Annotated in this window: 11 protein-coding genes; 4 read left to right on the top strand and 7 right to left on the bottom strand. The window is 63.3% G+C overall.

The features are described 5' to 3' along the window. The 3 genes from ACQRCJ_RS10635 to ACQRCJ_RS10625 form a co-directional block, all read right to left on the bottom strand. On the bottom strand, positions 1 to 487 hold a 487-nt coding region (locus ACQRCJ_RS10635), incomplete at its 3' end, for a hypothetical protein (RefSeq protein ID WP_427799774.1). After that, positions 484 to 1,872, bottom strand: a complete 1,389-nt coding sequence (gene argH / locus ACQRCJ_RS10630) for an argininosuccinate lyase (RefSeq protein WP_204626553.1) — start codon at positions 1,870 to 1,872, stop codon at positions 484 to 486. The genes argH and ACQRCJ_RS10635, both read right to left, overlap by 4 nt. 159 nt (positions 1,873 to 2,031) lie before the next feature. Beyond that, a complete protein-coding gene (locus ACQRCJ_RS10625; RefSeq protein ID WP_168934606.1) occupies positions 2,032 to 3,240 on the bottom strand; it encodes an argininosuccinate synthase in 1,209 nt (402 codons plus the stop codon). Between the two features lie 295 nt (positions 3,241 to 3,535). Here ACQRCJ_RS10625 and carB point away from each other — a divergent pair, with 295 nt between their 5' ends. The 4 genes from carB (at position 3,536) to ACQRCJ_RS10605 (ending at position 9,144) form a co-directional block, all read left to right on the top strand. After that, positions 3,536 to 6,778 (top strand): carbamoyl-phosphate synthase large subunit, encoded by a 3,243-nt coding sequence (gene carB / locus ACQRCJ_RS10620; RefSeq protein ID WP_427799773.1) that lies wholly within the window; start codon positions 3,536 to 3,538, stop codon positions 6,776 to 6,778. Between the two features lie 3 nt (positions 6,779 to 6,781). Further along, positions 6,782 to 7,909, top strand: a complete 1,128-nt coding sequence (gene carA / locus ACQRCJ_RS10615) for a glutamine-hydrolyzing carbamoyl-phosphate synthase small subunit (protein ID WP_006003958.1) — start codon at positions 6,782 to 6,784, stop codon at positions 7,907 to 7,909. A 507-nt stretch (positions 7,910 to 8,416) separates the two neighbouring features. Next, positions 8,417 to 8,839 (top strand): hypothetical protein, encoded by a 423-nt coding sequence (locus ACQRCJ_RS10610; RefSeq protein WP_168934604.1) that lies wholly within the window; start codon positions 8,417 to 8,419, stop codon positions 8,837 to 8,839. A gap of 50 nt (positions 8,840 to 8,889) precedes the next feature. Then, positions 8,890 to 9,144 carry a glycine zipper domain-containing protein gene (locus ACQRCJ_RS10605; protein WP_040368933.1) on the top strand — a complete coding sequence of 85 codons (255 nt, stop codon included), beginning with the start codon at positions 8,890 to 8,892 and terminating at the stop codon, positions 9,142 to 9,144. A 373-nt stretch (positions 9,145 to 9,517) separates the two neighbouring features. Here ACQRCJ_RS10605 and ACQRCJ_RS10600 read toward each other — a convergent pair whose 3' ends face one another. From ACQRCJ_RS10600 to amrB, 4 genes are all read right to left on the bottom strand, one after another. Beyond that, complete coding sequence (locus ACQRCJ_RS10600) at positions 9,518 to 10,096, bottom strand: UbiX family flavin prenyltransferase (protein ID WP_289616719.1); 579 nt, start codon at positions 10,094 to 10,096, stop codon at positions 9,518 to 9,520. A gap of 188 nt (positions 10,097 to 10,284) precedes the next feature. Further along, on the bottom strand, positions 10,285 to 11,778 hold the full coding sequence (gene hysA / locus ACQRCJ_RS10595; RefSeq protein WP_168934601.1) for a NiFeSe hydrogenase large subunit HysA: 1,494 nt from the start codon (positions 11,776 to 11,778) through the stop codon (positions 10,285 to 10,287). A gap of 47 nt (positions 11,779 to 11,825) precedes the next feature. Further along, positions 11,826 to 12,776 (bottom strand): NiFeSe hydrogenase small subunit, encoded by a 951-nt coding sequence (gene hysB / locus ACQRCJ_RS10590; protein ID WP_168934600.1) that lies wholly within the window; start codon positions 12,774 to 12,776, stop codon positions 11,826 to 11,828. 171 nt (positions 12,777 to 12,947) lie between these two features. Continuing rightward, the gene (amrB, locus tag ACQRCJ_RS10585; protein WP_297137833.1) at positions 12,948 to 13,817 is read right to left on the bottom strand and encodes an AmmeMemoRadiSam system protein B; all 870 of its coding nucleotides are present in this window, start codon (positions 13,815 to 13,817) and stop codon (positions 12,948 to 12,950) included. Between the last annotated feature and the right edge of the window lie 462 nt (positions 13,818 to 14,279).

Raw genomic sequence — 14,279 nt, 5'->3', positions numbered from 1 at the left:
GGCATTCGCGCCAGCGGGCATTGAGCAGGAAGTGGGCGTCGGTCTGGACGCCGGGATCCTTCATGGCCTTGGCGGCAAAGGCACCCCAGGGCAGGGTGGCGCAGTCTTTGGCGGCGCTGCGGGCGATATGCATGAGCTTGCCCTCGCGCTTGTGCTGGTCGAACAGGAGCACGGCGGCCACACAGGCGGCATCGAAGCGGCCCATGTCCAGCGATTTGTCGATCAGGGCCGCCAGACGGGCGTCCTTGCTGTCATGGGTGGCAAAACCCGTGGAAGCGTTGGTGATGGACTCACGCAGCAGCTTGCCTTCGGGGTCGGCTTCCAGGTCGATGTGGTAGGTCTGGGCCACGGCCACGAGACCGGGCTCCAGCGGCGGCACCTCGGGCTTGCCCAGGTTGCGCCACAACCAGGTGCCCAGCACGGCTACGCCCATGACGGCGCAGAAGAGCAGGGGCACTTTCCAGCCGGTGGCTTTTTGCTGGCTCATGCGCGCTCCTGCAGCCAGCTGCGCAGCTGCTCGATCTGGCGGGCCACGGAACGGGGACCGGTACCGGCGGGCGTCTCGCGGCGGCGCACGGCGGCGGCGTAATCCAGCACGGCATAGACGTCATCGGCGATGCGGGCGTCCAGCTGCTGGAGTTCGGCCAGCGAAAGGTCTTCCAGACCCTTGCCCTGCTTTTCGGCCAGGGCCACGGCATGGCCCGTGACGTGATGGGCCTCGCGGAAGGGCAGGCCCTTGCCCACCAGATAGTCGGCCAGTTCCGTGGCGTTGAGGAAGCCGCGGGCGCAGGCGGCGCGCATGCGGTCGGTGCGGAAGGTCAGTTCTTCCAGCATGCCGGCCATGAGCATCAGGGAAGCATCCACGGTGCGGTCGGCATCGAGGAAGCCTTCCTTGTCTTCCTGCAGGTCGCGGTTGTAGGTCATGGGCAGGCCCTTCATGATGGTCAGCATGCCCATGAGCGAGCCGTAGACGCGGCCGGTCTTGCCGCGCATGAGTTCGGCCACGTCGGGGTTCTTCTTCTGGGGCATGATGGACGAGCCCGTGGAGTAGCCGTCGGAGAGCTGCACGAAGCCGAAGGCCGGGTTGGCCCAGATGATGAGCTCTTCACACAGGCGGGACAGGTGGGCCATGATGCAGGAGCCGGCGAACAGGGCCTCCAGCACGAAATCACGGTCGGAGACGGCGTCCATGGAGTTGCCGTAGATGCCGTCGAAGCCCACTTCGTCGGCCACGCTCTGCGGATCGAGGGGATAGGTGGTGCCGGCCAGGGCGGCGGAGCCCAGCGGGGAGATGCGCACGCGCTTGAGCACGTCGTCCAGGCGCATGCAGTCGCGGCGGAACATCCAGGCGTAGGCCAGCAGATGGTGGGCCAGGCTCACGGGCTGGGCGGGCTGCATGTGGGTGCAGCCGGGCAGGATGTCGTCCTGATGGCCGTCGGCGCAGGACACCAGGGTGGCGCACAAATGGGCGGCGCGCTGCTGCCAGACCTTCAGGCGGTCGGCCACGAACAGGCGGAAGGTCAGGCCCACCTGGTCGTTGCGGCTGCGACCGGTGTGCAGTTTCTTGCCCACGTCGCCGATGATCTCGGTGAGGCGGGCCTCGATGTTCATGTGCACGTCTTCCAGCGCCGGTTTCCAGACAAAGGCGCCGGATTCGATCTCCTGCTTCACGGCATCGAGACCGTTGACGATCTGCTCGGCCTCGTCGGGGGTGATGACGCCCTGACGGCCCAGCATGCGGGCATGGGCCTGGGAACCGCGGATGTCCTGGGCATAGAGGGCGCGGTCATAGGTCTGGGAATCGGTATAGGCGGCCACGGCTTCTCTGGGGCCTTCGGCGAAGCGGCCGCCCCAGCTCTGATTGGTGCTCATGGAAAGATCTCTCTGCCCCGGGAGGGGCCGGTGTATGCGCTGCGGCGCGCGATGACAAGGGGCCGGAAACGGCGGCGCCCCGTGCGGGATGCGGACGGGGCGGCCTTCCGGATGGAAAGAACGGGGCGGGCGGGTCTCCCCGTCCGCCGTGAGGAAGACTTACTTGCCCAGCTTGTTCTGGACCGCGGCGTACATGCCGAGGCGCAGGCAGTTGAGGCGGATGAAGCCGGCAGCGTCCTTGTGGTCGTAGTTGCCGCCTTCGAAGGTGGCCAGGTCTTCGGAGAACAGGGAGAAGGGAGAGGTACGGGCCAGGGGCCACACGCCGCCCTTGTACAGCTTGGCGCGCACGGTACCGGTGACGGTCTCCTGGGACTTGTCCATGAAGGCCTGCATGGCTTCGCGTTCGGGCGAGAACCAGTAGCCGTTGTACACGGCGTGGGAGTAGGGCACGGCCAGCATGTCACGCAGCTGCAGCAGTTCGCGGTCCATGCACAGGCCTTCCAGGTCGCGGTGCAGGGCGTAGAGCAGGGTGCCGGCGGGGTTTTCGTACACGCCGCGGCACTTCATGCCCACGTAGCGGTTCTCCACCATGTCGTCACGGCCGATGCCGTGCTTGCCGGCCAGTTCGGCCAGGGTCTTGATGATGGTGTAGGGCGACATCTTTTCGCCGTTGACGGCCACGGGGTTGCCGTGCTCGAAGCTCACTTCGATGATCTCGGGCTCGTTGGGGGCCTGTTCCACGGGCACGCAGCGCTCGTGGCAGGACTCGTGGGGAGCGTTGCCCGGATCTTCCAGCTCGCTGCCTTCGAAGCTGGTGTGCATCATGTTGGCGTCCATGCTGTAGCGCTTGGCTTCCTTGGAGATCGGGATGCCGTGCTTTTCAGCAAAGGCGTTGAGGGCCGTACGGGACATCAGGTCCCATTCGCGCCAGGGGGCGATGACCTTCAGGTCGGGGGCCAGGGCCTTGGCGGCGAACTCGAAGCGCACCTGGTCGTTGCCCTTGCCGGTGGCGCCGTGGGCGATGGCGTCAGCGCCTTCCTTGCGGGCGATGTCCACCAGGGCCTTGGTGATGATGGGGCGGGCGATGGAGGTGCCCAGCATGTAGCGGTTCTCGTACCGGGCGGCGCCGCGCATCATGGGGAAGACGAAGTCGCGGGCCATTTCTTCACGCAGGTCCACAACGTAGGCCTTGGAAGCGCCGGTCTTGTAAGCCTTGGCTTCCACACCGCTCAGGTCTTCGGGCTGGCCCAGATCGGCAGTGACGGTGATGACTTCGCACTTGTAGGTTTCGATCAGCCACTTGAGGATGACGGAGGTGTCCAGGCCGCCGGAGTAGGCGAGCACAACTTTCTTGATGTCTTTGTTCATCGTAAGGCCTCGTAAAAAAGATTGAGAGGGAAGCAGTATTCTCCAAAAGCCCGTCCTTGGCAAGTGCGAAAGGGGGCAAAAGGCCCGCAGGCGCACGCTTTGGCCCCGGCCGTGCCCTTGGCCGGACATCCTGCCGGGAAGGGCAGGCAGCATCTTGACGAAGGCAGCGCAAGCGGATAGAAAAAAACGTTTTAACCGGATGTCTTCCGTGCAATGCGCCATGGGGCGGCAGGGGAGGCACCCGGAGGGGCAGGGCCGCACCCCTGCGATTTTCCCAACCATACAGGAACATCCAATGCCCAAACGCACGGATCTACACAAAATTCTGGTTATCGGCGCAGGTCCCATCGTCATCGGCCAGGGCTGTGAATTCGACTATTCCGGCTCCCAGGCCGTGAAGGCCCTCAAGGAAGAAGGCTACGAGGTGGTGCTGGTCAATTCCAACCCGGCCACCATTATGACCGACCCCCACATGGCCGACGCCACCTATATCGAACCCATCGAGCAGCAGACCCTGGCGGCCATCATCCGCAAGGAACGCCCCGATGCCCTGCTGCCTACCCTTGGCGGACAGACGGCGCTCAACGCCGCTCTTGGTCTGGCCAAGAGCGGCGTTTTGGCGGAGTGCGGCGTTGAGCTCATCGGTGCGCGTGCCGAAGTCATCGAAAAGGCCGAAAGCCGCGAACTGTTCCGGCAGGCCATGGAGAACATCGGCCTCAAAGTGCCTGCCAGCGGCATTGCCCACAACATGGATGAAGTGCGCGCCCTGGGCGACGTGCTGCCCTTCCCGCTGATCATCCGCCCGGCCTTCACCCTGGGCGGCACCGGCGGCGGCATCGCCTACAACATGGCCGACCTGGAAGAAGTGGCCGGTCACGGCCTTTCCGCCAGCCCCGTGTCCGAAGTCATGATCGAGCAGAGCGTGCTGGGCTGGAAAGAGTTCGAGATGGAAGTCATGCGCGACAAGAATGACAACTGCGTCATCGTCTGCTCCATCGAGAACGTGGACGCCATGGGCGTGCACACCGGCGACTCCATCACCGTGGCCCCGGCCCAGACCCTGACCGACGCCGAATACCAGATGATGCGCGACGCTTCCTTCGCCATCATGCGCGAGATCGGCGTGGAGACCGGCGGCAGTAACGTGCAGTTCGGCATCAATCCCGCCAACGGCGAGATGGTGGTCATCGAGATGAACCCGCGCGTGTCGCGTTCCTCGGCCCTGGCCTCCAAGGCCACCGGCTTCCCCATCGCCAAGCTGGCCGCCAAGCTGGCCATCGGCTACACCCTGGACGAACTGCGCAACGACATCACCCGCGAGACCGCGGCCAGCTTCGAGCCGGCCATCGACTACTGTGTGGTCAAGATCCCGCGCTTCACCTTTGAAAAATTCCCCGGTGCCAAGGACGAGCTGACCACCTCCATGAAGAGCGTGGGCGAAGCCATGAGCATCGGCCGCACCTTCAAGGAAGCCCTGCAGAAAGGCCTGCGCTCCATGGAGATCGGCGCCTCCGGCCTGGGCTTCAACTTCCGTCGCGAGCTGCCGCCCCTGCCCGAGATCATGGCCGGTCTGCGCAAGCCCCATTCGCGCCGCATCTTCACCCTGCGTCAGGCCCTGCTGGCCGGCGTGAGCGTGGAAGACATCCACGAGGCTTCCGGCATCGATCCCTGGTTCATCCGCCAGATGCGCGACATCGTGGACATGGAGACCCGCATCCGCGACTTCGGTCTGGCCAACGACATGACGCCCCTGAACCCCGAGCTGCCGGAGATCCTGCGCGAAGCCAAGGAATACGGCTTCTCCGACCGTCAGCTCTCCGAGATGTGGAAGCGTCCCGAGACCGACATCCGCCGTCTGCGCAAGGAAATGGGCATCGTGCCCACCTTCTACCTGGTGGATACCTGCGCCGCGGAATTCGAAGCCTACACGCCCTATTACTACTCCACCTATGAAAAGGGTGACGAAGTGCAGACCAAGGACTGCCGCAAGGTGCTGATCCTTGGCGGCGGCCCCAACCGTATCGGCCAGGGCATCGAGTTCGACTACTGCTGCTGCCATGCCTCCTTCGCCCTGCGCGACGCGGGCATCATGGCCATCATGGTCAACTCCAACCCCGAGACCGTGTCCACGGACTACGACACCTCCGACCGCCTGTACTTCGAGCCCCTGACCTTTGAAGATGTGATGAACATCGTGGAAAAGGAAAAGCCCGAAGGCGTCATCGTGCAGTTCGGCGGCCAGACCCCGCTGAACCTGGCCGTGCCGCTGATGCGCGCCGGTGTGCCGATCCTGGGCACCTCGCCCGATGCCATCGACCGCGCCGAAGACCGCGAACGCTTCCAGGCCCTCATCGAAAAGCTGGGCCTGCTCCAGCCGCCGAACGGTACCGCCATGGACCTGGATCAGGCGCTGGAAGTGGCCGAGCGCATCACCTATCCCGTGGTGGTGCGTCCCAGCTACGTGCTGGGCGGCCGCGCCATGGCCGTGGTCTATGACAAGGAAGAGCTGATGGATTACTTCCGCGAACAGGTGCCTGAAAAGCCCGAGCATCCCATCCTCATCGACAAGTTCCTGGAACATGCCGTGGAAGTGGACGTGGACGCCCTGTCCGACGGCAAGGAAGTCTATGTGGCCGGCATCATGGAACACATCGAAGAAGCCGGCATCCACTCCGGTGACTCGGCCTGCGTGCTGCCTTCCTTCTCGCTCTCCTATGACCATGTGGCCCTCATCGCCGCCCAGGCCGAAGCCCTGGCCCGCGAGCTCAAGGTCGTGGGCCTGATGAACATCCAGTTCGCCATCAAGGGCGACGATCTGTACATCCTTGAAGTGAACCCGCGTGCCTCGCGCACCGCGCCCTTCGTCTCCAAGGCCACCGGCGTGCCGCTGCCTTACATGGCCACCCAGGTCATGCTGGGCAAGACCCTGGACGAGCTGGATCCCTGGAGCATGCGCCGCGGCGGCTTCACCTGCGTCAAGGAAGCCGTGCTTCCCTTCCAGCGCTTCCCCGGCGTGGACATCATCCTCGGACCCGAGATGCACTCCACCGGCGAAGTCATGGGCATGGGCAGCGACTTCCCCGAAGCCTACTACAAGAGCCAGCTGGCCTCCGGTCAGGATCTGCCGCAGGGCGGCAATGTCTTCATCTCGGTCAATGACCGCGACAAGCCCATCCTGCCCGAAGTGGCGGCCATGTTCGCCGACCTGGGCTTCCACCTGCTGGCCACGCGCGGCACGGCCCGCTACCTGCGCGAGCGCGGTCTGGAAGTGGAAGAAGTGCTCAAGGTCTACGAAGGCCGTCCCAATATCGTGGACCGCATGATCAACGGCGACGTGGCCCTGGTCATCAACACGGCCTCGGGCAAGAACACGGCCCGCGACTCCAAGTCCATCCGTCATACGGCCGTGAGCTACGGCGTGCCTTACTGCACCACCGTGGCCGGTGCCAAGGCCTCGGCCATCGCCATCGGCAAGCGCCGCGAAGACACGCATGTGGAAAGCCTGCAGGAATACTACGCGCGGGAAGCGCGGGGGTAAGATATGAAAGCATTACTGGTACTTGAAGACGGTTTCTGCCTTCAGGGCAAATCCTTTACCGGCGATTTCGAAACCGGTGGGGAAGTGATTTTCAATACAGGCATGACCGGCTATCAGGAAGTGCTCACCGACCCCTCCTATTACGGGCAGATGGTGTGCATGACCTATCCGCTCATCGGCAACTACGGCATCACCGCCGAAGACATGGAATCCGGCCGCGTGCACATGCGCGCCCTGCTGGTCAAGGAATGCTGCAAGGAGCCCTCCAACTGGCGCTCCAAGGAATCCCTGCCGGACTTCCTCAAGCGCTGGAACGTGCCCGGCATGGAAGGCCTGGACACCCGCGCCCTGACGCGCCACCTGCGCATCAACGGCGCCATGCGCGGCATCATCTCCACCCGTGACCTGGATGTGGAGAGCCTGCGCGCCAAGGCCTGCGCCCTGCCCAGCATGGAAGGCCAGAACCTGGTGCCCTTCGTGGCCGCCCAGAAGCCTTACATCCTCACGGCCGACGGCCCCAAGGACGCCCAGTTCGACGCCAACGGCGCCTATGCCTGGCAGGGCACGGGCATCCCGCTGCTGGTCTATGACTTCGGCGTGAAATGGAACATCCTGCGCCTGCTGGCCGAAGTGGGCTTCGAGCCCCTGGCCGTGCCGCCTTCCTTCACGCCGGACCAGGCCCGTGCCAGCGGCGCCAAGGGCGTGTTCCTGTCCAACGGCCCCGGCGACCCCGCCACCCTGAAGGACGAGATCGCCATCATCCGCGAACTGGTGAAGGAATTCCCCGTGACCGGCATCTGCCTGGGCCATCAGCTCATCGGTCACGCCCTGGGCGGCACCACGGCCAAGCTGAAGTTCGGCCACCACGGCTGCAACCATCCGGTCAAGGATCTGGGCACGGGCCGCATCGAGATCTCGTCCCAGAACCACGGCTTCCATGTGGTGCTGGACGGCCTGGACGATGTGGAAGCCACCCACATCAACCTCAACGACCAGACTCTGGAAGGCCTGCGTCACAAGACCCTGCCCATCATGAGCGTGCAGTATCATCCCGAAGCGGCCGCCGGTCCCCACGACGGGCGTTACCTCTTCGAACGCTTCCATGAGATGATGAAGGCCGCTCTGGCCTAAGATCTGGCGGGATTTTTGAGGGGGGACCCCCTCGCCTAGCGCGAGAGGGGTTCCCCCCTCAAACTCCCCCCTCCCCAGCGCGCTTTATCAGGTATCTGTTTACAGGGCTCTTCCCGTTCGGAAGGGCCCTGTTTTTTTATGCTGCGGAGGAGTTGGGACAGGGCGTTGGCAACACGCAGGGATGCCCTGTGAACAGAAGAGCGAAGACCGGGCGTGCTACAGGAATGCTTTCCCAAAGGGCTATTGATGCAGGGCTGATGTGGGGCCAGCGCTCAGGCCGTACAAGAGGGATGCGTTGCCGTCAAAGGACGGACATCTGGGGAGGGTGAAGGAAAACTACTGCGATACCGGGCACTGACGTTTCGCTCACGCTCTTGGTGCCAAGGTTCCGGCACAGGCTTGCCATCACCTGCGCACTTGGGCTATCGTCGTGATATCGGTCCGAATCTGCTGCAGGCAGGTCGGCCTTCAACTGTCCGCAAGGGCAACAGACCAAAGGAGTCTGGAGTGAAAAAAGCCATCATGAGCCTTTGTCTGGCTGCGGCGCTTGTGTTCGGGGCTGCCGGCGTTCAGGCGGCAGATCAGGACAAGGGCAACAATCCCGTGCTGCAATTCACGGGCAGCGTGTGGCAGAAGAGCAGCCTGGACAACAAGCTGAGTTTCCTGTTCGGCATGGATACCGCCATCGCCACGGAATACTTCGTCAACAGCCGGGAAGCTGAACTGGCCGCCAAGAACGGCAAGATGCCTGTGTCCAACCTGTCCAAGTTCGAAAAGGGCTGGATGAAGGCGTTCAAGGACGTGAAGCGCACCACCATCGTGGAAGAAGTGGATGCCTGGTATGCGGCTCACCCTGACAGACTGGACCGTCCTGTCCTGGGTGTGCTGTGGTTTGAACTCGTCGAGCCGCGTCTTGCGGCCGCTCAATAACGGATCGTCCCTCACGAACTGATACGCTGCTGCGTATTGTGGAGACTTCTATGAAAAAACTGTTTGCGATCATCTTGATGGCCGCCTTTATGGCGACGGGCGTCGCCTGCACCAATATGTCCCCCACCCAGCAGGGCGTGGCCAGCGGTGCCGCGCTGGGTACGCTGGGTGGTGCCGGCGTGGCCGCCATTTCCGGTGGTTCCGTGGGCTGGGGCGCTCTGGCTGGTGCCGGTATGGGTGCTCTGGCCGGTGGTATCGTAGGCAACCAGCAGGAAAAGAGCCGTTACCACCATCGCGGCTGGTAACCCCGCTTTTTTTGCTTTGTGACAGCGACCGCTCCCTTCGGGGAGCGGTTTTTTTATGGCCTTTATCCTGTTGCGTTCCACGGTGCGAAAGGGAAAACCATCCGCCATGCGGATGGCCTTGATCCCCGGGGCATCATTTTTCTGCATCTCCGGCAGAAGTCCCCTCCTGTTCCTCGTGCTTTTCCATGCGAAAGATGCCGGATGGACCTTCCCCGTATTTCCGGGGGACAGGGGCGTCGGGCACGGTCTGTCGCGTTACTTCATCCTGCCATAGACCAGAGCAAAAGTTTTGGGGAGGGGATGGGGGAGTTTGAGGGGGAAGGGGAGGACTTTTTCCAAAAAGTCCCCCCTTCCCCCTCATCACATATTTGCTTCAGCACCTCTCATCCGAAGGGCCCTGCCAGCGGCGGCATAACTGGTGGGACAACCCCAGCTGATCGAAGATGCGGCCGCAGAACTGGCCCATGAGCCCTTCGAGGGTATCCTCCCCGCTGTAGAAGGCGGGCATGAAGGGCATGATGACGGCTCCGGCCTCACTGGCCCAGAGCATGTTGCGCAGATGGATGCGGCTCAGGGGGCTTTCCCGGGGGACGAGGATCAGGGGGCGGCGCTCTTTGAGGGTCACGTCGGCGGCGCGGTGCAGCAGGTTGGTTCCGGCACCGGTGGCGATGCTGGCCAGGCTGCTCATGGAGCAGGGGCAGACCACCATGCCGTCGTGCTGCCAGGAGCCGCTGGCCGGGGCGGCTCCCAGACAGGCCGCATCATGGCTGACGTCGGCCAGGGCATGCAGGGCGGACGGGGCAAGGCCGCATTCCGCTTCCAGCACGGCATGGGCCCCGGGCGAAAGGATGAGGTGGCTTTCCACGTCGGGCAGGGCAGCCAGATGGCGCAGCAGGCACAGGGCCAGGGGCATGCCGCTGGCACCGCTGACGCCTACGATGATTCGTTTCATAAAAGCTCCTTGGCCGTACCCTCCCCGGAGGAGGGCCTCTGCCGCAGGCAGCGGAAGGGGTGCCCTTTGGCAGGATGGCATGAAAGCGGGAGCGGGGACGGAAAACTGAGGATACGGTGGGAGAGAGGAAAAGAAAAGTCCCCCCTGCCACACGGACAGGGGGGACAAAGCGACAAATCGCGCGGAACCTAGCCCAGGTTCACGATGGATTCTTCGCCGGTCTCAGCGTGCAGCACGTGCACGGCACAGCCCAGTCACGGGTCGAAGGCGCGGATGGTGCGCCCAACATTGACGGGGTTGTTGATGTCCGGGACCTGCACACCGATGAGGGCTTCTTCCAGAGGACCACGGCGGCCCTTGTCGTCGCGGGGCGAGCAGTTCCACAGAGTGGCGGAGATGATCTGGTAGCTGTCGATCTTCTGGTCCTTCACACGGATGTAGTGGACCAGAGAACCACGGGGCGCTTCGGTGCAGCCGTAGCCTTCGGCGCTCTGCGGGATCTCGAAGGGGGTGAAGGTCTCGCCGTCGGGCTTGACTTCCTTCAGCCAGCCTTCCACAGCATTGGCGATGAGCAGGGCTTCTTCGGCGCGGGCCACGTGACGGCCCATGATGGAGAAGACCTTGTCCCAGCCCAGGTCGCGGATGGTGCGGGCTTCGATGCCGAACTTTTCCTTCAGCATCTTCACGCCCACTTCGGACAGCGGCGCGTTGGCCACCCACATGCGGGCGGCGGGGCCCACTTCGATGACTTCGCCGTCGTAGCGGGGAGCCTTGACGAAGGAGTAGGCGTCCTTCTTGTCCAGGTTGGGGTTGGTCTCGGCGCCGGCAGCACCCTTGCCGGTGGTGGCGTCGTCGTACCAGGCGTACTTGAGGTCTTCGGTGATCTTCTTGGGATCGAATTCCACGTCACGGCCATTGAGGAAGATACCGGCCTTGAGCAGGTGGGTCTTGCCGTCGTCGGTCATGGGGAACACGCCGAAGCAGGAGCAGCCGTGCACGCCCTGGCCCTGTTCGAACAGGTCCTTGTACACGGAGCCCACGATGTAGGTGATGGGCAGGTATTTTTCGACGATGAACTGGCGCACCTTCTTGAAGCGGGCCGCGTATTCCAGCAGGGCTTCCTTGGTGGGCATTTCAGTGGCACCGCCAGGCACGATGCCCTGCACATGGGGCATGCGGCCGCCGAAGAGGGCGACCATCTCGTGGGCGATGCGGCGCACTTCCAGGGCTTCCAGGTACTGGTCCACGCCCACCTTGTTGGCTTCGGGGGGCAGGCGCAGGTCGGGCTGGGCGAAACGCGGCACGAAGGGCGCGGTATCGGGGCCGGCCACGAAGTCCAGAGCGGCCAGATGGTAGAAGTGCAGGATGTGCGACTGCAGGTAGTTGGCGCCCAGGATCAGGTTACGGGTGATGCGGCCGTTGCCGGTCACCTTGATGTTGAAGGCGCTTTCCTGCGCCAGGGCGGAAGCCATGGCATGGGAGGTGGGGCACACGCCGCAGATGCGCTGCACGATCTGGGTGGAGTCACGCGGGTCGCGCCCTTTCAAAATCTGTTCAAAACCGCGGAACATCCCACCGGTGAGGTGGGCGTCCACAACCTTGCCGTTCTCCACCACCACTTGGGCCTTGAGATGGCCCTCGATTCTGGTGACGGGATCGATGGCGATAGTGGCCTTGGCCATAAAGCTCTCCTTTGAACGTCAGAAAAAATGGAAAAGCCGGGCCGCTTCTAGTTGCTGTAGAAGGGGCTCTGTCCGTCGGGGAACGAGGGCTCGGTGCAGCCGATGCAGATGGCGTTGGCCACGCACCAGTTGACGCCGTTCCATTTACGTTCAAACGAGTCGCAGTACGCACCGGGGCCCTTGCAGCCCAGGTCGTAGCGGCAGCCGTCCTTCTCGGTGAAGGTGGCGGAGAACTTGCCTTCGTCGTACTTGCCCAGATAGGGGCAGTTCTCGTGCACGTTGCGACCGTAGAAAGGCAGCGGGCGGCCTTCGCTGTCCAGCAGGGAGACCACTTCGGCCAGACCGGCTTCCAGGCCCTTTTCCTTGATCTTCTGGAGGGCCAGGGCGATGGTGCCCACGATCCAGTCAGGCTGGGGCGGGCAGCCGGGGATGTTGACCACGGGGGTCTTGATGCCGGCCTGCTTGAGCATGGCACCGGTACCCATGGCTTCGGTCACGGAACCCTTGGCAGCGGGGATGCCGCCGTAGGCAGCGCAGGTACCCAGGGCCAGCACGGCGGCGGCATCGGGAGCCAGCTTTTTGACCAGGTCGGCCATGGTGATCTCGGTGTGGCCCTCTTCGGCCACCACGCAGTAGCGACCATCCTTGGCCAGCGGGATGGAACCTTCGATGGCCAGGAAGAACTTGCCCTTGAAGTTCTTGGCAATGTTCAGCATGTGGGTGTAGGCGTCGTGGCCTTCACCACCCATGACGGTAGGATGGTACTCGAGGCTGATGATCTTCAGCAGCACATCAGCGATGGAGGGGTTGACGTTGTTCAGCAGCGACACTGAACAACCGGTACAGCCCTGTCCCTGCAGCCAGATGACAGGGGGGCGCTCGCCAGTCAACGTGCCGGCCAGGGCTTCGCGAACCGCAGGATGGAACATCTGCGCAACGCCGAAACCCGCCACTGTGCCGGTGCACAGTTTGACGAAATCACGCCTGTTGAGACTCATGCATGCCTCCTCATGTTGGCGTAGTGAAAAAAAACGGCAGTCGGGTTATGCCAAACGACATAAGTAATATGGATGTACCAAGGCCGGAAGATTGTGTCAACGTAACAATCCGAAGAAACAGGCTTAGGACAAGGGATTCCGAGCTCTTTGCTTGTTTTTTTGACGGGCCTTTCAGCAGCTGAAGATACGCAGTCCGGCGTAGCCCACGACGTGTCCCGCATCTTGCGAAACAGCGGCGGACGTTTCGTGCATGACCAGGGTTGCGCGCACTGCCGCATCGGGCGCCCAGGCGTGCAGGGCATAGAATGCCAGAGCCAGCGGCGCGGCCCCGCACATGCTGATGCCCTCCCGGGCCACGGTGGCCAGCAGGGCGTCGGCATCGCCTTTGAGGGCGGCGTCCAGGGCCAGGTCGTCCTTGCGCAGGGTGGTCTGCTGGTCTTCGTAGTGGTTCATGTCCGAGCTGACCAGCAGCAGGGGGCGCTGGCCGTCGCGGCTCCGGCAGCGCTCCAGGACCCGGGCCAGGCGTTGTCCAGCCGTGCGCAGCACAGGGGCCTGGCCGGTGCCCACACAGACAGGCACCACATGCAGGGGTGCATCGCCCGCGCAGACCTGGAGGAAGGGCAGCAGGACCTCGATGCTGTGTTCCCGCACATGCCCCATGACATCAGCGCTGAAATCCTCGTCGGCCTCGCAGAGCAGGCGGGCCATCTCACCGTCCACGGGCACGGGGCCCAGCGGGGTCTGCCAGGCACCGGCGGGCCAGACGGACAGGGGCGTGCCCAGGCCGGTATGGTTGGGGCAAAGCAGGAAGACCGTGCGCGGCAGGCGCACGTGGGCCAGAGTGGCGCCGATGACCCGGCCGCTGTAGACGTGCCCGGCATGGGGGAGCATGAGGCCCGCCAGATGGGCCGCATCCCCGGCGGCAAGGGCCGAAGCGGGCAGGGCCGCCCCCTGTTTCAGGAACGACTCCACTTCGGCGCGCAGGTCGGCCGGGACATCAGTATAAAAACGGCCTGCGACAGCGGGCTGACGAAGATGCATGGCGGTATCCTCCCGAAAAAGATCTTGAACTGGAAGGAGCATAGCGCCAGCGGCGGACAAAGACCAGCAAGACCGGCGCAGCTTTTCCGGCGGAAAAAGGCAGGCGCGGGAAGATGAACGGCGAAGGCAGGGGAGGGCCTGCAAGGCTGTATCAGCTGCTTTACCCAAGAGACTTTTCGCCTCAGGAATGTAGGCGTGCCTCGTCCATCAGGTTTTGGCGATGCAGGCATTGGCGGGCATAAGAAAGGCACCTTTGCATCTCAAAGGTGCCTTTCCCCATCATTTGTATTGCATGGAAGTTTTCGTTTCCCTGCGACTTGTTCCTGAAAAGGGAATCACAGGCCCATCAGACAGGCCATTGGCATGGCATCAATAAGAGGATGTCCGGCATGTTTTTTGATTTTAAAAGGTGTGGTAATCCCGTCCCATGAAACAAACAGATTTTCGTGATGTGCCTGATGA

This window comes from Desulfovibrio sp. SGI.102 (assembly GCF_050314315.1).
GTDB lineage: Bacteria > Desulfobacterota > Desulfovibrionia > Desulfovibrionales > Desulfovibrionaceae > Desulfovibrio.
The sequence above is the reverse complement of the archived record's forward strand: the minus strand, read 5'-3'. Positions and strand labels throughout refer to the sequence as shown.